The sequence below is a fragment of the Mesorhizobium oxytropidicola genome (assembly GCF_056174625.1).
Map to the genome: position 1 here is coordinate 2,170,161 of NZ_CM149692.1, position 20,346 is coordinate 2,190,506.

At 63.5% G+C, this 20,346-nt stretch carries 10 protein-coding genes and 3 pseudogenes; 4 read left to right on the forward strand and 9 right to left on the reverse strand.

The features are described from left to right. Positions 1–225 precede the first annotated feature (225 nt). Positions 226–4,985, forward strand: a pseudogene (gene gltB, locus AC0V8S_RS10895) (glutamate synthase large subunit). A gap of 142 nt (positions 4,986–5,127) precedes the next feature. Beyond that, positions 5,128–6,582: a glutamate synthase subunit beta gene (locus tag AC0V8S_RS10900; RefSeq protein ID WP_475437671.1), complete on the forward strand. Its 1,455-nt coding sequence runs from the start codon at positions 5,128–5,130 to the stop codon at positions 6,580–6,582. Here AC0V8S_RS10900 and AC0V8S_RS10905 read toward each other — a convergent pair. After that, positions 6,579–7,808, reverse strand: coding sequence for an SGNH/GDSL hydrolase family protein (locus AC0V8S_RS10905; protein ID WP_475437672.1), 1,230 nt, complete (start codon positions 7,806–7,808; stop codon positions 6,579–6,581). The two genes, AC0V8S_RS10900 and AC0V8S_RS10905, sit on opposite strands and share 4 nt — an antisense overlap. 27 nt (positions 7,809–7,835) lie before the next feature. Next, positions 7,836–9,059, reverse strand: a complete 1,224-nt coding sequence (locus tag AC0V8S_RS10910) for a lytic murein transglycosylase (protein WP_475437673.1) — start codon at positions 9,057–9,059, stop codon at positions 7,836–7,838. 212 nt (positions 9,060–9,271) lie between these two features. Between AC0V8S_RS10910 and galU the strand changes: the two genes are divergently transcribed. Next, positions 9,272–10,177 carry a UTP--glucose-1-phosphate uridylyltransferase GalU gene (gene galU / locus AC0V8S_RS10915; RefSeq protein WP_095199400.1) on the forward strand — a complete coding sequence of 302 codons (906 nt, stop codon included), beginning with the start codon at positions 9,272–9,274 and terminating at the stop codon, positions 10,175–10,177. Between the two features lie 163 nt (positions 10,178–10,340). Here the strand turns inward: galU and AC0V8S_RS10920 are convergent, their stop codons facing one another. Beyond that, positions 10,341–12,140: an outer membrane beta-barrel protein gene (locus tag AC0V8S_RS10920; protein WP_475437674.1), complete on the reverse strand. Its 1,800-nt coding sequence runs from the start codon at positions 12,138–12,140 to the stop codon at positions 10,341–10,343. Positions 12,141–12,348: 208 nt separating this feature from the next. Between AC0V8S_RS10920 and AC0V8S_RS10925 the strand changes: the two genes are divergently transcribed. Further along, positions 12,349–13,350, forward strand: a complete 1,002-nt coding sequence (locus tag AC0V8S_RS10925; RefSeq protein ID WP_475437675.1) for a KpsF/GutQ family sugar-phosphate isomerase — start codon at positions 12,349–12,351, stop codon at positions 13,348–13,350. Between the two features lie 196 nt (positions 13,351–13,546). Here the strand turns inward: AC0V8S_RS10925 and AC0V8S_RS10930 are convergent. The 6 genes and pseudogenes from AC0V8S_RS10930 to omp10 form a co-directional block, all read right to left on the reverse strand. Further along, a pseudogene (locus AC0V8S_RS10930) lies at positions 13,547–14,010 on the reverse strand (NfeD family protein). Between the two features lie 23 nt (positions 14,011–14,033). Continuing rightward, positions 14,034–14,984 (reverse strand): SPFH domain-containing protein, encoded by a 951-nt coding sequence (locus AC0V8S_RS10935; RefSeq protein ID WP_258581632.1) that lies wholly within the window; start codon positions 14,982–14,984, stop codon positions 14,034–14,036. Between the two features lie 121 nt (positions 14,985–15,105). After that, positions 15,106–16,317 (reverse strand): NAD(P)/FAD-dependent oxidoreductase, encoded by a 1,212-nt coding sequence (locus AC0V8S_RS10940; RefSeq protein WP_475437676.1) that lies wholly within the window; start codon positions 16,315–16,317, stop codon positions 15,106–15,108. A gap of 53 nt (positions 16,318–16,370) precedes the next feature. Further along, positions 16,371–17,434 (reverse strand): annotated as a pseudogene (hemH, locus tag AC0V8S_RS10945) (ferrochelatase). 138 nt (positions 17,435–17,572) lie between these two features. After that, positions 17,573–19,660, reverse strand: a complete 2,088-nt coding sequence (locus tag AC0V8S_RS10950; RefSeq protein ID WP_475437677.1) for a 5'-nucleotidase C-terminal domain-containing protein — start codon at positions 19,658–19,660, stop codon at positions 17,573–17,575. 259 nt (positions 19,661–19,919) lie between these two features. Further along, positions 19,920–20,297, reverse strand: coding sequence for an outer membrane lipoprotein Omp10 (gene omp10 / locus AC0V8S_RS10955; protein ID WP_095199393.1), 378 nt, complete (start codon positions 20,295–20,297; stop codon positions 19,920–19,922). Positions 20,298–20,346: the final 49 nt, after the last annotated feature.

Consider the following 20,346-nt stretch of genomic DNA (forward strand, 5'->3'; position numbering starts at 1 on the left):
TTGGCGTAACATATTGGCCTCTCCGGCTGTTGCTGCGAGCGACAGGTGGACGGCCAGACTCTGGCCTGTACGATACCAGACGCGAACCATGCGGAAAGCCGCCTGGTTCGGCAAGGATTTCGAAAAGACGTGCCGCAAGGATCAGGGTGAGCCAAGCGCTTGCCGAGGCAAATTAGCGACCTAAGAATGGCCAGCGCCTGAAGGGCTGGAATGGAGGACAGGACAATGACGGACATGACGCTCTCTGCGACGAACGGCCAGGCCGCGCAGACGAAAGCGGCTGCCGTCAAAAATACGTCCCGAACCGCCATTGGCCGAACCGACATCGGCCGAACCGATATTGGCCAAACCGGTTTTGCCCCTCGGGGCCTCTACGATCCGCGCAACGAACACGACGCCTGCGGCGTCGGCTTCATCGTCAACATGAAGGGCGTGAAGTCGCATCAGATCGTCAAGGACGGCCTTGCCGTGCTCGAAAACCTGACCCATCGCGGCGCCGTCGGCGCCGACCCGCTGGTCGGCGATGGCGCCGGCGTGCTGGTGCAGCTTCCCGACCAGTTCTTCCGTGAGGAGATGGCAGCGCAAGGCATCGAACTGCCGGCAGCGGGCCAATACGGCGTCGGACACTGGTTCATGCCGCAGGACGCGGCGCTGCGCGCCCATATCGAGGACATCATCGCCGAATCGGCGCAGTCCGAAGGGCTGCCGCTGCTCGGCTTTCGTGACGTGCCCGTCGACAATTCCTCACTGTCGAAGGCGCCCGACATCGTCGCGTCCGAGCCCTTCCACCGCCAGGTCTTCATCGGCCGCACGGCGGATATTCCCGATGACGAGGAATACGAGGCCCGGCTCTATCTGCTGCGCAAGGTCATCTCGGGCCGCATCTATGCCGAGAACGACAACCAGGACATCGGCGCCTATTGCGTGTCGCTGTCGGCGCGCACCATCGTCTACAAAGGCATGTTCCTGGCCTACCAGGTTGGTGCCTACTACAAGGACCTCAAGGACCCGCGCTTCGAGACCGCGCTGATCCTCGTCCACCAGCGCTTCTCGACCAACACCTTCCCGTCGTGGAAGCTGGCGCATCCCTACCGCATGGTCGCGCACAATGGCGAGATCAACACCGTGCGCGGCAACAACAACTGGATGGCGGCGCGCCAGGCCTCGGTCGATTCCGAGCTGTTTGGCAACAACATCTCGAAGCTGTGGCCGATCTCCTATGACGGCCAGTCGGACACCGCGTGCTTCGACAATGCGCTCGAATTCCTGTTCCAAGGCGGCTACAGCCTCAGCCACGCCATGATGATGCTGATCCCGGAAGCCTGGGCCGGCAACAAGCTGATGGATGCCGACCGCAAGGCTTTCTACGAATACCATGCGGCATTGATGGAGCCGTGGGACGGGCCGGCGGCGGTCGCCTTCACCGATGGCCGCCAGATCGGCGCCACGCTCGACCGCAACGGCCTGCGCCCGGCACGCTACATCGTTACCGACGATGACCGCGTCATCATGGCTTCGGAAGCCGGCGTGCTGCCGGTGCCTGAAGAGAGGATCGTCAAGAAGTGGCGGCTGCAGCCGGGCCGCATGCTTCTGATCGACCTTGCCAAGGGCCGCATCGTGCCCGACGAGGAGATCAAGTCGGAGATCGCCACCAAGCATCCCTACAAGACCTGGCTCGCCAACACGCAGCTCATCCTGGAAGATCTGAAGCCGGTCGAACCGCGCGCGCTGCGCAAGGATGTCAGCCTGCTCGATCGCCAGCAGGCGTTCGGCTACACCCAGGAAGACACCAAGCTGTTGATGTCGCCGATGGCGACCACCGGCCAGGAAGCCGTGGGTTCGATGGGCACCGACACGCCGATTTCGGCGATGTCGGACAAGTCGAAGCTGCTCTACACCTACTTCAAGCAGAACTTCGCCCAGGTCACCAACCCGCCGATCGACCCGATCCGCGAGGAATTGGTGATGAGCCTGGTGTCGTTCATCGGGCCGCGGCCGAACATCTTCGACCTGGTCGGCAATTCGCGCCGCAAGCGGCTCGAAGTGCGCCAGCCGATCCTGACCAATGGCGATCTGGAGAAGATCCGTTCGATCGGCCACACCGAGGACCGTTTCGACACCAAGACCATCGACATCACCTATGGCTCGAATGAGGGTGCTGCCGGCATGCAGGGCGCCATCGACCGGCTCTGCGAGCGGGCGGAGGCGGCGGTCGCCGGCGGCTACAACATCATCATCCTGTCCGACCGCCAGCTCGGCCCGGACCGCATCGCCATTCCGGCATTGCTGGCGACGGCGGCGGTGCATCATCACCTGATCCGCAAGGGGCTGCGCACCTCCGTCGGCCTCGTCGTCGAATCCGGCGAGCCGCGCGAAGTGCATCATTTCTGCTGCCTCGCCGGCTATGGCGCCGAGGCGATCAACCCCTATCTCGCCTTCGATACGCTCACCGACATGCACAAGCGCGGCGAGTTGCCGGAAGAGGTCGATGCCTACGAGGTGGTGTCGCGCTACATCAAGTCGATCGGCAAGGGCATCCTCAAGGTGATGTCCAAGATGGGCATCTCGACCTACCAGTCCTATTGCGGCGCGCAGATTTTCGACGCGATCGGGCTGAAGAGCGATTTCGTGCAGCAGTATTTCACCGGCACCGCGACGCTGATCGAAGGCGTCGGGCTGGATGAGGTCGCGGGCGAAACCGTCAGCCGTCACACGGACGGTTTCGGCAACGATCCGCTGCTGCGCAACAATCTGGAGGTCGGCGGCGAGTATCTGTTCCGTATGCGCGGCGAGGCGCATATGTGGTCGCCCGACGCGGTGGCCACCTTGCAGCATGCCGTGCGCCAGGGCTCGTGGGAGACGTTCAAGGAGTATTCCGCGCAGATCGACAGCGAGACGGCCCGCGCCCAGGCCATTCGCGGCCTGTTCAAGATCAGACTGGCGGAGGAGACCGGGCGCAAGAAGGTCGCGCTCGACGACGTCATGTCGGCGGCCGACATCGTCAAGCGCTTCTCGACCGGGGCGATGTCGTTCGGCTCGATCTCGCGTGAAGCGCACACCACGCTGGCGCGCGCCATGAACCAGATCGGCGGCAAGTCGAACACCGGTGAGGGCGGCGAAGAGGCCGACCGCTACCTGCCGCTGCCCGGTGGCGGCAAGAACCCGGAACGCTCGGCGATCAAGCAGGTCGCCTCGGGCCGGTTCGGCGTGACGGCCGATATCTGGTCAACTCCGATGTCATGCAGATCAAGGTCGCGCAGGGAGCCAAGCCCGGCGAGGGCGGCCAGTTGCCCGGCCACAAGGTCGACGCGACCATCGCCAAGGTCCGGCATTCGACGCCGGGCGTCGGCCTGATCTCGCCGCCGCCGCATCACGACATCTATTCGATCGAGGATCTGGCGCAGCTGATCTACGATCTGAAGAACGTCAATCCGGCGGCCGACGTGTCGGTCAAGCTGGTGTCGGAAGTCGGGGTCGGCACGGTCGCGGCTGGCGTCGCCAAGGCGCGTGCCGACCACATCACCATCTCGGGTTACGACGGCGGCACGGGTGCCTCGCCGCTGACCTCGCTCAAGCATGCCGGTTCCCCATGGGAAATGGGCCTGGCCGAGACGCACCAGACGCTGGTGCTGAACGGCCTGCGTTCGCGCGTGGCGCTGCAGGTCGATGGCGGTTTGCGCACCGGGCGTGACGTCATCATCGGCGCGCTGCTCGGTGCCGATGAGTTCGGCTTCTCCACCGCACCTTTGATCGCGGCCGGCTGCATCATGATGCGCAAGTGCCATTTGAACACCTGTCCGGTCGGTGTCGCCACCCAGGACCCGGTGCTGCGCAAGCGCTTCAAGGGCACGCCTGAGCATGTCATCAACTTCTTCTTCTACGTGGCGGAAGAGGTTAGGGCGCTGCTCGCCGAGATGGGCTACACCCATATCGACCAGATCATCGGCGATACCGACCTTCTGGAAAAGCGCGAGATGATCCAGCACTGGAAGGCGCGCGGGCTCGACTTTTCAAAGATGTTCTACAAGCCCGATGCGCCGCACGAAGCGGTGCACAGGACCGAGCGGCAGAAGCACCCGATCGATGACGTGCTCGATCGCAAGCTGATCGAACTGGCCAAGCCCGCGCTGGAGGCCAAGCAGCCGGTCAAGATCGAAGTCGACATCCGCAATGTCGACCGTTCGACGGGGGCCATGCTGTCGGGTGAAGTCGCCAAGCGCTTCAAGCACAAGGGCCTGCGTGAGGACACGATCCAGGTGAAGCTGACCGGCACCGCCGGCCAGTCCTTCGGCGCCTTCCTGGCGCGCGGCGTCTCGTTCGAGCTCGTCGGCGCCGGCAACGACTATGTCGGCAAGGGCCTGTCGGGCGGGCGCATCGTCATCCGGCCGCCGGAAGAGGCCAGGATCGTCGCGGCCGACTCCATCATCGTCGGCAATACGGTGCTTTACGGCGCGACCGAGGGCGAAGCCTATTTCGCCGGTGTCGCCGGCGAGCGCTTCGCGGTGCGCAATTCGGGCGTCGCGGCCGTCGTCGAAGGCGTCGGCGACCATGGCTGCGAATACATGACCGGCGGTGTCGTCGTCGTCATCGGCAAGACCGGCCGCAACTTCGCCGCCGGCATGTCGGGCGGCGTCGCCTATGTGCTGGACGAGGCCGGCGATTTCGCCGAGCGCTGCAACATGGCGATGGTCGAGCTGGAGCCGGTTCCGGAAGAAGACGACCTGATGGAGAGGCTGCTGCACCATGGCGGCGACCTCGACCACAAGGGCCGTGTCGACGTGTCGGGTGACATGACCAGCCATGACGAGGAACGGCTATACCAGCTGATCTCGAACCACGTGCACTATACGGGTTCGGTGCGCGGCCGCGAGATCCTCGACGACTGGACGACGTTCCGGCCGAAATTCCGCAAGATCATGCCGGTCGAATACCGCCGTGCGCTGATCGAGATGGAACGCATGCGCATGGGCGTCGCGGCCGAATAGACTTGTGAGAATTGCCGGGGAGCCCGGGCTTCCCGGCCCCCTTCATCGACAGTTTGACCTCGGGCGCAAGCTTGCCATGGCTGCCTCAAGAGGTTAACGGGTGCGGCGAAAACCGCACCATCTGGACAGCAGGAACTGGACTATGGGCAAGGTAACAGGCTTTCTCGAAATCGACCGGCAGGTGCACAAGTACCAGCCGGCCTCCGACCGCATCCGGCACTTCCGCGAGTTCACGCTGCCTATGTCGGACAAGGAGGTCGAGAAACAGGCCGCGCGCTGCATGGATTGCGGCATCCCGTTCTGTCACGGGCCGACAGGCTGCCCGATCCACAACCAGATCCCCGACTGGAACGACCTCGTCTATAACAGGGACTGGGACAACGCGATCCGCAACCTGCACTCGACCAACAATTTCCCGGAGTTCACCGGCCGCATCTGCCCCGCGCCCTGCGAGGAAGCCTGCACGCTGAACCTCGAGGACATTCCGGTCGCCATCAAGACGGTCGAGCAGGCGATTGCCGACAAGGCTTACGAGACCGGCCATATCAGGCCCTATCCGCCGGAGAAGAAGACCGGAAAGCGGGTCGCCATCATCGGCTCCGGCCCGGCCGGCATGGCCGCCGCCCAGCAGCTCGGCCGCGCCGGCCACGACGTCCACGTCTATGAGCGCGAGAGCCGCCCGGGCGGGCTGATGCGTTACGGCATCCCCGACTTCAAGATCGAAAAGCACTATATCGACCGGCGCATCGAGCAGATGCAGGGCGAGGGCGTGACCTTCCATTGCGGCGTCAATGTCGGTGTCGACAAGCCCGTCGCCGAACTGCTCGCCGAACATGATGCCGTGCTCTATTGCGGCGGCTCGGAGACGCCGCGCGCGGCCAACATTCCGGGCGACGATCTCGGCGGCGTGCATGACGCCATGCCCTATCTGGTGCAGCAGAACCGCCGCGTCGGCGGCGAGCCGATCCAGTCGGTGGCGTGGCCGTCGCATCCGATCATTGCCGGCGGGCAGCATGTCGTCGTCGTCGGTGGCGGCGATACCGCCTCCGACTGCGTCGGCACCGCCTTCCGCCAGGGTGCGGTGCGCGTCACCCAGCTCGACATCCGCCCGCAGCCGCCCGAGAAGGAAGACAAGCTCGCCGTCTGGCCCTATTGGGCGACCAAGATGCGCACCTCGTCCTCGCAGGCCGAGGGTGCGGAGCGCGAATTCCAGGTGGCGACGCTCGAATTCATCGGCGAAGAAGGCCAGCTGACCGGCGTCAAGTGCTGCGAGGTCGACGAGAAGCGCAAGCCGATCGCCGGCACCGAATTCGTCATCCGTGCCGATCTCGCCTTCATCGCCATCGGCTTTGCCGGACCGGCCGCAGCCGGCGTGGCGAAGGAACTTGAGGGTGAGATGAAAATCACCACCGACAGCCGCCGCTCCCGGAATGTCGAGGCCAATGACCGCGACTACAAGACCAGCGTCGACAGGCTCTATGCGGCGGGCGACGTGCGCCGTGGCCAGTCGCTGGTTGTCTGGGCGATCCGCGAAGGCCGCCAGGCGGCACGCTCGATCGACGAGGCGTTGATGGGGACGAGCGTCCTGCCGCGTTAAGGGGTGATCGCCGTCGTCGTGTCGGTCGCTGCGGCTGTCGCCGGCGGCTCGGCCTTCGGTGGCCAGGAGAAATCGTCGGCGCGTCCGGGTGAAGCCTCCGGCGCCTTGCCTTCGATCACCAGTTTTTCCCCAGGGAGAGCCGGATTGGCTTTTACCGGCGGGGCGGCGCCGAGCAGTTCGGTGCCACCGTCGAGTGCCGGATCGCTGAGCAGCATCGGTACGGTGCGGTCGATGACAATGGGTGCGGCGGCAGGCGCCGGCGCTTCGACCGGCGCGCCTGCCGGTGCTGTGGCCGGGGCCACGCTGCCGGGCGCGGCCAGGCCCAGTATCTTCATCAGCGGCTTTTCGGTGTAGAAGGCAAGCTTGCGCTTGCCGGCCTTCGAGACGTTGATGCCGTCATCGGCGCGCAGCCGCACCGGCTGGCCGTTCATGTCGGGGCCGGTGGTGATGAAGGCGCCGTTCTCGTCGACGAAGCCGTCCCAGACATCGACGAATTCGCCGCCATGGCTTTCGGCGGCTTTGTGGTAGATGTCGTTGAAGGCCAGCATGTCGGACGTCATCTTCGGCACCCGGAATGCCGGCATGCCGACCCACAGGAAAGGCACCTTCGCGGTGGCGATGGCCTTGCCGAGTTCGTCGGTGCGGCGCTCATATTCCTTGGTCCAGTTCTCCGACCGGGGCTGCTCGCGCACATCGCCCACTTTCATCTGCTGGCGATCGTTGGAGCCGAGCATGACGACCACAGCGGCCGGTTTCTCGGTCTCGATCAGCGATTTGATCTGTTCTGGCCAGTTGTAGAAATCATCGCGCACAAAGCCGGATGAACCATTGGAGCGGACGACGATCCTGACGGCCGGGTTGTCGGCAAAGGCGGTGTCCAGGCCTTCGGCGAGACCGGACGCCATGAAGTCGCCGACCACCAGGACAGTGCGGGCGTCCGGCGCCTTCTCAACTATCGGCACTTGTGGTTCGACCGGCGCACGTGGCACCCGGGGTTTGCGAGGCTTCGGCTTTGCCTTCTGAATGTCGAGCGGCGGCTCGACGCGTTCGCTGCGGCGCGGGAATAGAAGATCGCGCAAAGACCAGCCACGATTTTGCTGCGGCTGCTCCTGCGCCATGGCCGGCACCTGGAAGGTGCCCGCCACGGCAATAGCGAGCACGGCGATGGCCAGGACAAGCACCGGCATGCGACGAACGAACGTCCCAATGCGCCTAGCCCAGACCAAACATTCCTCCCTAGTCCATAACAGGCTCTATTTTTGTCTGAGCCATTTGAGCACTTCCATGCTCGGATAGCCGTCCTGGGTCAAGCCGACCTTTGCCTGGTAGGTCATGATGGCGGTTTTCGTGCCGTCACCGATCTTGCCGTCGAACTTGCCGTCATAAAGCCCGTGCTGTGAAAGCCGCTTCTGCAGCTCCTGCCTTTCCTCGAAGGTCAGCTTGGTGAAAGGCCGCTGCCAATCCTGGACAAGGCCGCTGCCACCGGCGATCTCGTCGGCAAGAAGGCCAACCGCCAGCGCATATTTGTCGGCATTGTTGTAGGCCTTGATGACCGAGAAATTCCTGACCATCAGGAAGGCCGGCCCGCCACGGCCATCCGGCACTTTCAGCGTCGCCTTGTCAGTGAGGGTCTTGAACGGCTTGCCGCTGGCTCTGACGACGCCGAGCGCCTGCCATTGTGCCAGCGTCTTCGATCCGGCGGGCAGTTTGCCGGCCGGCAGCGTGACCTCGTAACCCCAGGTCTTGCCGGCCTGCCAGCCGTTCTTCTTCAACAGATTGGCTGATGTCGCCAGCGCATCGGGAATGGAATTCCAGATGTCGCGCTTGCCATTGCCATCCATGTCGACGGCATAGTGCTGGTAGCTGGTGGGGATGAACTGGGTCTGGCCCATGGCGCCGGCCCAGGAGCCCATCAGGTGGCTTTCATCGATGTCGCCGGTCTGCAGGATCTTCAGGGCCGCGACCAGCTGGGTGCGGGCATATTTGGACCGCTTCGGGTCGCCATAGCCCAAAGTGGCCAGCGAACGGATGACGTTGCGCATGATGTCGTCGCGCTTGAGGATCTCGCCATAGTTCGATTCCATCGACCAGATGGCGAGCAGAATGTAGCGGTCGACGCCGAAGCGCGCCTCGATCTTGTCCAGCCACGGCTTCCACTTTTTCGCCATCTGCTGCCCGACGGCGACGGACTGGTCATGGACGCGGTTGTCGAAATAGTCCCAGGCGGGTGCGGTGAATTCGGGCTGCGTGCGTGCCTTTTCCAGCACCACCGGATCGGGCTCTTTGATGTCCCGGAAAGCCTGGTCGTAGACAGCGCCGGAAACGCCGCCCGCGACAGCGGTGGCGCGGAAGCCTGCGACCCATTGCCGGAAACCGGCGTCGGCGAAGGCGGGTCCGGCAGGCATCAGCAGAGCGAGCGAGAGGCTGGCGGCCGTCATGACGCTGGTGAAACGTTTTGCGGCATTGCGAACGGACATGTTTTCCTCCTTCTCTGTCTCAGGAAAGACCATTCATCGCCGAACCGGGTTAGGAATTAGTTTACCATAGGTGTCGCCTGGAACGAAAAGACACCCTCGATGCTTTAACCGGTGGAAGTTTCCCTCGCCCGCCCCAGTAATCTTCAATTCCGGCGTGAAAATGTCGCGAGACGGGGATTGCGGAGCCGGCCAGCAAACGGATAATTGAAAGCATGAAGAGAGTTCGCAAAGCAGTTTTCCCGGTCGCCGGTCTCGGCACGCGGTTCCTCCCGGCCACCAAGGCTGTTCCCAAGGAAATGCTGACCGTCGTCGACCGGCCGGTCATCCAGTATGTGGTGGATGAGGCGCGCGAGGCCGGTATCGAGCATTTCATTTTCGTGACCGGCCGCAACAAGGCGGTCATCGAGGACCATTTCGATATCCAGTTCGAGCTCTATGACACGCTGGCACAGCGCGGTAAGGACGAGCAGCTTGCCCGCCTGCAGCGGCTGCAGCCGGCGCCGGGACAGACCAGCTTCACCCGCCAGCAGGTGCCGATGGGGCTCGGCCATGCCGTCTGGTGCGCGCGCGAACTGGTCGGCGACGAGCCGTTCGCGCTTCTGCTGCCCGACATGATCATGCAGTCGGAAAAGAGCTGCATGAAGTCGATGGTCGAGCTCTACGAGGAAACCGGCAACAACATCATTGCCGTGCAGGAATGCGACCCGGCAGAGGCTCACAAATACGGCATTGTCGGCCGCGGCGAGGACACGCATCACGGCTTCCGCATCACCGAGATGGTGGAGAAGCCGAAGACCGGCACGGCGCCCTCCAACCTCTACATCAACGGCCGCTACATCCTGCAGCCCGAGATCTTCAAGATACTCGAAGGCCAGGAAAAGGGCGCCGGCAATGAGATCCAGCTCACCGACGCGATGCTGAAGCTGGAAAAGCAGCAGGCTTTTTACGGCTACCACTATCAGGGCCGCACCTTCGACTGCGGTTCGCCCGAAGGCTTCGTCGAGGCCAATGTCGCTTTCGCGCTGTGGCGCAGCGACATGAACGAGAACATGGCCGGTGTCATCCGAACGCTTCTCGACGAGATGAAGCCGTCACAGCGCCGCGGCGCGGCTTTTTAGGATATGCCGATATTCAGGTGAGGCCGGCCTGCGAATGCCGGCTTCCTGCGCTTCCGGTGCTCACGTACTTTAAGTACGCTCCGCTCCGGTTCTCGGAACCCACCATTCTCGGCGCGGCCTGACCTGAATCTCAACATATCCTTGGTGTTGGTGCGCAAGCACCTCAGCGCTGCACTTTCAGGCCGAGATAGATGCTGTTGGCGGTGTAGTCGCGGCCGGGCAGATTGCTGGTCAGCTTCTCGGTTCTCACCCTTGTGGTGAGGCCGGCATAGCGGTTCAGCCACCAGGTCAGCCCGGTCTCGGCGCTCAAGATCCTGTCATGGCCATCGATGCCGACATAGTGGCGCCAGTCGAGGCCGAGCGCCGCATTTGCGGTAAGATTGGCGCGGATCTGGCGTTCACCGGTCAGGCGGCCGGAATAGAGGATGTCGCCGCTTTCCCCTGATGTGGTCGTGGTCTCGACGGTGGTCTTGCCGGTCAGGCCGATCGTGGTGCCGCGCTCCGGCGACCATTTGAGGTCGGCGTTGACGGTGGCGCCTGAAATCGCCTCCAGGCTCTTGTCATCGATCGCTTCCCGCAGCCAGCCGGCCGAGAATTCACCCGACAGTTTCTCGCCCATGTCGAGTTGCACGCCGGCGCGAGCGCCGAGCCGCGTCGAGGAGCGCTCGAAGCCTTCATTGTCGATGCGCTGATCATAGGCCCGGCGGCCGACCTCGATTTCGGTGAACGGGGTGAGGGCCGGGGAGATTTCGTAGCCGGTGCGCAATGTCGCTGTGTAAAGTGTGTTGTCCTGATCCTTCTGCGACAGCGTGGTGCCGTCCGAAAGCTCGGCGTCGCCATAGAAGTCGTGCGAGACCGCGCCGGTCAGCGTGTACTGCATCTTGCCGATGTGCTTTTCGACGCCGAGGCTGCCGTCGATCGTCTGCCGCAGCGGCTGCGTGCTGACGCCGGCAATGGCATTGGGTGATGACGCCGTCTCCGGTACGGCTTCATAGCCGAGCTTGGCGATGGCGCGCAGCTCGTTGTCGAGGTCGACATTGAGCTGGCCTTCGATGCGGCCCTGCGCATTGTGAACCCGGTAGCCCGACAGGGTTTCGCGGAACAGGCCATAGCCGTCGATGGTGGCCGAGTTTTCGCGCCAGTCGGAAACGGCGGTAAAGCGAAGCGCTGTCTCCGACAGCAGCGCCGATGTCCCGGCACTGCTCGAATCGCCATTCGTGGTGGCGGTCAGCCCTTGTTCGATCGACGGCCGGATGACGAAGGAGCCCCATTTGACGCCGTTGGGCGCGAACGGATCCTCTTCGGCCTTCTTGTTCTGGCCTTCGATGGCGGCGGTGCGCTCGGCGCCGGGGTCGAGCTTCTGCCTGTCGGCGCTGTCGACGGTGAGGGCACGGCGGTTGGCCGTCTCCTCATCCGTATCGGTCGTAGCGGCAGCGTCCGTCGTGGAGGCCGTCGTTGAAGCGGTGGTGTCGGTGGTTGCAGCCGTCGTTTTTCTCTTCTTTTTCGATTTGTCGGCCGTCTTGGTGCCCGCTTTGGCCTTGTCCTGATCCGTCGCGTTCTGCCCGGCGCTCGATGGGCGGCGGCGAGGCTTGGGCGGCGTCGGAGTGTCGGTGGAGGTGTCGTCGGTCGCCTGCGGTGGATCGAAGATGCTGCCAGTGGCGGCATCGGTGCCCGTGTCGTCGGGGACGGCGCCGGCGCTGGCCGGCAAATAGGTGCGCGCCGGCGTATCGTCCTGCGCGGCATTACCCGGCGCCTGCTGGCCCTGGGCGGCAAGAGCGAGCTGCCTTGCCTTGCGCTGCTGGTCGGACAGGATCGCCGATTCGGACACTTCTCCGCGCAGCTCCGTTTCCTGGGCATGGAGCGGCATCGGGCGCGCCAGCGCAAAGATGCTGGTCGCCAGCAGCAAGGCACATACTGCCTTGCCCTGTCGTCCTCTTGATTTTTCTGGCTGGGCCCCGGACATCGCCACCACTGCTTGCGCGGCGCTGTGCGCGCCATACTTACCGAACCGTAAATGGGGATGGTTAACGGAGGGTTGAGGCGTCGATCGTTCGCCCGGTTAAAGAGCTGCTGTTTGCGGGATCGAGTGGCGCGTCCGAGGTCTCTGCCCACTGGGCGTCACAGCCATTTCTGTTGGACAGGCGGGCGGCAAAGCGCTAATCGCATCACCCATGCACGCGAAATCCCTCGATAAGAAGCCCCTGGACAGGCAAGCGTCGATTGATTCGGCACTGAGAACGGTGGCAACCGAGCAGGCCGGGATCGCCGCCCTGGCCGAAGCCCTCGAGAACGGACTGGCCGCGCCTTTCGCGCAGGCCGTCGACATGATCTCGAACATCGAAGGCCGGCTGATCGTCACCGGCGTCGGCAAAAGCGGCCATATCGGCTCGAAGATCGCAGCGACGCTGGCTTCGACCGGCACACCGGCCTTCTTCGTCCATCCCGTCGAGGCCAACCATGGCGATCTCGGCATGATCGCCAAGGACGATGCCATCATCGCCATGTCGTGGTCGGGCGAAAGCCTCGAGCTCAAGGGCATCATCGCCTATTCCAGGCGCTTCTCCATTCCGCTTATCGCCATAACCGCTGGGGAGACATCGGCGCTGGCGCGTGCGGCCGACGTCGTGCTGCTTTTGCCGCGCACCCCGGAGGCCTGCCCGCACGGCCTGGCGCCGACGACATCGACATTACTGCAGCTGGTCATCGGCGATGCGCTGGCGATCGCGCTGCTCGAGGCGCGCGGCTTCACGCCGGACCATTTCCGCACCTTCCATCCCGGCGGCCAGCTCGGCGCCAACCTGACGCTGGTCTCCGAGATCATGCGGGTCGGCGACCAGATTCCGCTGGCGCTTCTCGGCACCAAGATGCCGGAAGCGGTGATGACGCTGTCACAGAAGAAGGTCGGCTGCGTTCTGATCGTCGACACAAATGGCGAATTGGCCGGCATTATCACCGACGGCGATGTCGCGCGCAATTTGCACCGCCACCTGGCCGACGTCATCGTCGACGAGGTGATGACCCGCACGCCCAAGACGGTCGACCCGCAGACGCTTGCCGGCACGGCGATCGCGCTGCTCAACGAGCACAATATCGGCGCGCTGGTGGTGACCAGGAACAATGTGCCGCTCGGCGTGGTGCATTTCCATGACCTGCTGCGCATCGGCGCAGCCTGAGGTGCATTGATATTCAGGTGAGGCCGGCCTGCGAACGGCGGCTTTCTGCGCCTCCCCGTTCTATTGCGTCGCAATAGAACTGTGCTCACGTACTTAAGTACGCTCCGCTCGTCGCAAGGGCGACCCCATCGCTTTCGGCTCGGCCTGACCTGAATCTCAATACACCTCGCCGCCGTGCAGTGTGTGCTGTGAAAATTCAGACCCGTTCCACCGTCAGTTCCAGATCGGTATCCGCCGCACTCGTCACGCGCACCTGCGTGCCTGCCGGCAGGTCCGGCCGGAGACGCGCCATAGCGTGTCGCCGAGCTTGATGCGGCCGCGGCCGTTGGCGATCGGTTCGGCAAGTGTCGCCATGCGGCCGACCATCTGGGCGCCGCGCCGGTTGAGCAGCGGCTGGTCGGTCGGATCATTGCGGCTGCCGACCAATCTCTTGCCGACATAGGCCGAGACCAGCGACAGCGCCAGGAAAGCGAGAACCTGGACCTGCCAGGTCCAGATCGCCGCGTCCCAGATCAGCAGCGACACCGCGCCGATGATGAGCGCGGCGATGCCGATCCACAGCATGAAGATGCCGGGGGCGATGATTTCCATCACCAGCAGGACAAAGCCCAGAACCATCCAGCTCCACGGGCCGAGTTCGGAAATGACACGATCGATCATGGTGTTCTCCTCTGTTGGAGACTTCAATTATCGGTCGGACGCACGACCGGCGGGCGGGCGGACTGGCGCTGCGCACCGGTCGTGCCTTCGCTGCGGAAGACCTCCTTGGCGATTTCGCCGATGCCGCCGAGCGAGCCGATCAGCGACGATGCCTCGAACGGCATCAGCACGATCTTGCTGTTGGTGGCGGTGCCGATCCTGCCAAGAGCTTCGGTGTATTTCAGCGCGACGAAGTAGTTCAGCGCCTGCACGTCGCCCTTGGAAATCGCTTCCGACACCACCTGGGTCGCGCGGGCTTCGGCCTCAGCGGAGCGTTCGCGTGCCTCGGCGTCGCGGAAGGCGGCTTCCTTGCGGCCCTCGGCTTCGAGGATCTGCGACTGCTTGAGGCCTTCGGCGGCCAGGATCTGCGCACGCTTGTTGCGCTCGGCGGTCATCTGGCGGCCCATCGATTCGATGAGGTTGGCCGGCGGGTTGATGTCCTTGATCTCGACGCGGGTGATCTTGATGCCCCACGGATGCGCCGCCTCGTCGACGACGCGCAGCAGACGCTCATTGATGGCGTCGCGGTTGGACAACAGCTCATCGAGGTCCATCGAACCCATCACGGTACGGATGTTGGTCATCGTCAGGTTGAGGATGGCGTTCTGCAGGCCGGCAACCTGATAGGCGGCCTGTGCCGCATTGAGGATCTGGTAGAAGGCGATGCCGTCGACACCGACGATGGCGTTGTCGCGGGTGATGATCTCCTGGCTCGGAACGTCGAGCACCTGTTCCATCATGTTCATCTTGGCGCCGATGCGGTCGACGAAGGGCGTAATGATGTTGAGACCGGGGCTCAGTGTCCTGGTGTAACGACCAAAGCGTTCGACGGTATAGTTGTAGCCTTGCGGAACTGTCTTGATGCCTTTGAAAAGCACCAGTACGACAAGCGCGACAAGAACAATGACCGCAATATCGAAACCACTGAAATCCATTTGGCTCTCCCTCAGAAGCAGGCCGCGAGAGCCATTCCCGCGCAGCCGACTTCACCAAAGACTTAAGTGTGTTTCAGATGCGTTACAATCAGGTGATGATGGATTGTTTCTGGGTCTGCACTCAGCGGTTGAAAGTGAAGATCTCTGCATCCGCGTCGGCGAGTCCTTTTATCGAGGCCGAAATAATTTCGGAAGCGACACGCGAGAAGGTGATGCCATTGCCACCGTAACCCATGACTGCATGAATGCGCGGGTGCCTGGGAATGGCGCCGATATAGGGCAGTCCGGTGGACGTGGTGCCGAAGGAACCGGTCCAGGCGAACTCAGGACTGACGTCGAGATGTGGGAATAGCCGGCCGAGTTTTTCGGCAATACGGGCACTCTTGTCGGCGATCAGCTCGTCGCGCCTTGTCTCGTCGACAAAATCCTCGTCCTCGCCGCCGCAGATGACGCGGCCGTCGGCCGTCGCGCGCATGTACAGGTAGGGGTCTGACGCCTCCCAGATAAACGCAGCACCCGGCCAGAGTTTTCGCGGTTGCGGGCGTGTCGCGATCGCCCAGGTCGAGATGATCCGGTGGGCGGTGGCCGGCACGATGTCGACCAGTTCGTAGCCGGTGGCCAGGACAACATGCCGTGCCACGATGGTCGGGCCATCCTTCGTTGTCACGACCACCTCGTCGGCACTGTCCTTGATCCCTGTCGCTTCAACGGGCGTGTAAAAACGCGCCTTGCGTTCCAGCGCCTTGAGCAGCAGTCCGGCCGTCAGCTTGCGCGGGTCGAGCGCTATATTGTCATGGCTGAGGATGCCGCCGCCGCGGTCGATGCCGAATGTCTCCGCCAGCGGCTGCGGCGTCAGATAGGCGGCGGCAATGCCCGCTTGACGCCGCGCTTCGGCTTCATCGCGCAGTTCCGCCGGGCCGAGCACCGTGCCGGCCAGATAAAGCGACTGGGTGGGGCGCAGGCGACACTCGATTGCGAGATCCTCGATCCGGCCAGCCAGGTTGGAAACGGCGAGCCGTGAGCGTCGCCAGGCCTGCTGTGCCTTGGTCTTGCCGATCATCTTTGAGAGCGTTGAAAGCGGCTGGTCGATTTCGAATTGCACCAGCGCCGTGGTCGCGGCGGTCGAGCCTTTCAGCGGCCCGCGCCGGTCGATGCAGATCACGGCATGACCGTCCGCTGTCAGCGCCTCTGCCATCATGGCGCCGCTGATGCCCATGCCGATGATCAGCACGTCGGTCTTGACGTCCCGGGTCAGGCTATCCGTCGGCACGGCAGGGGCGCGATAGGCGGACCAGACGGGCCGGCCAGTTCTGAGGTCGAGTTTGCGGGGCATCAAGTTCTCCGGAAGGTGCGCCTCAACGCCCCGGAGTGGCCGTTGTTCCGGTGTCAGACCCAACCTAACAGTTCGCGCCGCACCATCGCCTCGATCACCGCCATGCCCTCGGCGCTGTCGTTCAGGCAAGGGATGTGGGCGAAGTTCTTGCCGCCAGCGTGATGAAAAGTCTCGGCCGCCTCGCGACCGATTTCGTCCAGCGTCTCGATGCAGTCGACGGAAAAACCGGGATTGACGATGGCTATGGATTTCACCCCGTCCTTGCCCAGTTTTTCGACGGTCTTGTCGGTGTAAGGCTGCAGCCATTCCTGCGCGCCGAAGCGCGACTGGAAGGTGGTGATCAGCTTCTTCTCGTCCCAGCCGAGCCTGTCGCGCAACAGCCGCGTCGTCTTGAGGCAGTGGCAATGATAGGGATCGCCCTTTTCGAAGTAGGGCCTTGGGATGCCGTGGTATGAGGCGAGGACCACTTCCGGCTCGAAATCCAGCGTTACGAGGTTCTGCTCGATCGAACGCGCCAGCGCCTCGATATAGACGGGCTCGTCATAGTAAGGCGGCACGCTGCGGATAGCCGGTGCGGCCCGCATCTTCATCAAGGCGCGAAACAGCTGGTCGTTGGCGGTTGCCGTGGTGGTCGCCGAATATTGCGGATAGAGAGGGAACGAAAGAATGCGGTCGCAGCCTTGCGCGACCAGTCTTTCGGCGACGCTCGCGGTCGAAGGGTTGCCGTAGCGCATCGCCCAGTCGACGACGACATCGGCAGGTCGCGCAGCGCCTCGGCCAGCTTCTCGCTCTGTGCGCGCGTGTAGGTGCGCAGCGGCGACTCGTTCTTCTCCCGGTTCCAGATCCGGGCGTAGTTGGCGCCGGACTTCTTCGGCCGCGTGGTGAGCACCAGGCCGTACAGAATCGGATACCAGACCGCCCTGTTGAGCTCGATGACGCGCGGATCGGACAGGAATTCCCTGAGATACCGCCACATCGGCTTGAAGTCGGTGCCGTCAGGCGTGCCGAGATTGACCAGCATGACACCGACCTTGCCGGACTTGACCGGCGGGTGCCCGGCCGGCCGTGGGCCGAGGGCCTTCGCGGCTTTGAGATCGACAGGAGTGGAAAGCGTCATAAGGGTTCTCCGGACACGGCGTGAAACTAGCGATGGCGCGCCGGTTTTCAATGCAGCGTCTGGCCGCACCTTAGCTTGAAAATGCAAAGCCCGCCCGGTTTCCCGGACGGGCTTGATGTCGAAACAGACGAAGTGACTTTACTTCGCCGGGATGGTCAGCGTCGCGCCAGGCATAAGCCGATGCGGCCGTTGACCCTTGTTGGCTTCATAGATCAGCTTCCACTTGGTCGCGTCGCCATAGGCCCTCTTGGCCAGATCCCAGTAGGTATCGCCGGTGACGATGACATGACTGCCCGTGGCGGGTGCGGTTTCAGCGGGCTTTGCCGGTTCGGCAGGCTTGGCGGGTTCTGCCGGCGCAGGTGCTGCTTCTGCGGGCTTTGCCGGTTCTGCGGGCTTGGCGGGTTCTGCCGGCGCAGGTGCTGGTTCGGCGGGCTTTGCCGGTTCTGCAGGCTTCGCGGGTTCGGCTGGTGCAGGTGCTGGTTCAGCGGGCTTCGCCGGTTCAGCCGGTTTGGCTGCCTCGGCCGGTGCGGGCGTCGGGGTTGCCGGCGCTGTCTCGGCCGGCTTTGCCGGTTCGGTCGGTTTGGCGGGCTCGGCGGCGGGGGCCGCCGCGACAGTCGCGGCGATCTCGGTGATGCGGCCGTCGAGCTTCGGCGTGTAGGGCCGGTGGGCGCCGAGATAGTCGGCGACGACCTGTTCGAGACCGGGGCCGTAGTCGTAAGCGTTCTTGGCCTTTTCGGCGAAGATCTTGTAGCCGTCGCCGCCCTGGCGGACATAATTGTTGGTGGCGACGAGATAGTCCTTGTCGGGCTTGATCGGCGCCCAGGCTCCGTTCTCCATCACCTCGACCGACTTGACGCGGCCGGCATTGGGCGCGACCGACTTGTCGAAGGCGTACTTCAGGCCGGCGACTTGCGGGAAGCGGCCGGCGCCGTCCTCGATCTGGCTGAGACCGCCCTCGAGACCGGCGACCAGGTCCTTGCCGGAAATCTGGAAGGTCGCCAGCGTGTTCTGGAACGGGAGCACGGTCAGCACCTCACCCATGGTGACGGTGCCCTTGTCGATCGAGGCGCGCAGGCCGCCGCCATTGGAGATGACGATCTCGACGCCCTGTCCCTTGACGCGGTCGAGTATGGCGTCGGAGACGAGGTTGCCCATCGCGCATTCCCTGGCGCGGCAATTCTCGCGGCTGCCGTCGATGACATCGGTGGTCTCGGCCACTTCCTTGTTCTTCAGAGCCTCGATCGGCGCGCCGAGTTCCTTGATGCGGGCGAGCACGGCAGGATCCGGCGTGATCGACTTGTCGAGAAAGATCGGGTCGCCGCTCGCCGATTTGACGACGCCATTGTCGTCGAACACCACCTTGAACTCGCCGAGATATTTCGAATAGGAGGCCGCCTGCACCACCGGTACCTTGTAGCCGCCGGGATTGTCGACCATCGTCGGATAAGGCCCCGCCGCCTTTGGATCGGTGTTCGACAAGAGCGTATGGCTGTGGCCGCCGACGACGACGTCGATGCCCGGGATCTTGGCGATGATATCGCGCTCCCTGTTATAGCCGATATGGGTCACCGCGATGATCTTGTTGACGCCTTGCGCCTTGAGCTTCTCGACTTCCGCGGTGATCGACTTGACGTCGTCCGCGATGGCGATGTTGGGGCCGGGTGAAGCGAGTTCGGGCGTGTCGTTGGTGACGGCGCCGACAATGCCGATCTTCTGTCCGCCGACTTCCACGACGATCGACGGCTTGATCTTGCCGGCTGCGCCGGACTTGTCGTTGGGCACGACATTGGCACTGACGATCGGGAACTTCGCCTTGTCGAGGTAAGGCACCAGCGCGCTCTCGCCGTCGTCGAACTCGTGGTTGCCGAGCGTCACCGCGTCGGGTTTGATCTGATTGAGGAATTCCTCTTCCACGGTGCCCTTGTAGGTGGTGTAGAACAGCGAGCCCTGGAAGCTGTCGCCCGCATTGAGCAGCAGCACGTTCTGCCCTTCGAACTTCTTGCGTTCCTGGGCGATCGCCGTGATCAACCGGCCGGCGCCACCGATGCATTCGCCCTTGGTCTCCTCGTCGGCCGAACAGGTCGACTCGTATTTGTTGTTGCCCTCGATGCGGCTGTGCCAATCGTTGAAATGCAAAATGTTCAATGTGTAGTCGGCAAAGGATGCGCCGGCCGACAGGCCAAGCGTCGATACGGACAGGGCGGCAATAGCGGCAAGCTTCTTCATCTTCGTCTCCCGGTAGGCTGATCAGAGGCGTTTAATGCCTGTGCTTGACTGGGATATAACAGCCAGCGTTTTGACCATGTTCCCATCGCGTTCCGGCTGACGCAAGCGGAAATGCCACCTGTATGTGCAAGGGCAAAACCGGGGATATTTGCGAGTGCAAAATCCGGGGTATTTCTGACGAAGAACCCGGGGGATTTGCCGGCGCAAAAAGGACGGCGGCCTGTGGCCGCCGTCCTTGATGAGTCCGATGTTCGCCGGTTCAGGCGCGTCGCGTCAGGACAAAATTCTGGCCGGACGAACTGGTGCAGTTCAGCTGGCTGGTGGAGATCAGCAGGCAGTTGAAGCTGACCGGTGTCTGGCGGATCAGCGACGTCCCGTTGATCTCGACCGATGTGGCGCCGGTCATCGTGTAGCTGCCGTCGGCAAGCTTCTGGCCGGTGTCGGTGGCGACGGTCGTGAACTTTCCACCGGTGAAGGTCGACAGGCCGGTGCCCTTGGCATCGATCCACGAGCCCTCGACGCCTTTCGGCGCGGCTGCCATCGGCGGCTGGTCAGGACCGCTGGTCGTGCAGGCAGCGAGCATCATGGCAAAGGAACCCGCCACGCCCATCGAAAGAACTTTGCGCGCAATAGTCATCTGAAATCCTCTCCAAACGCATCGGCCCAAAAATCGGTTTCGATTTTGG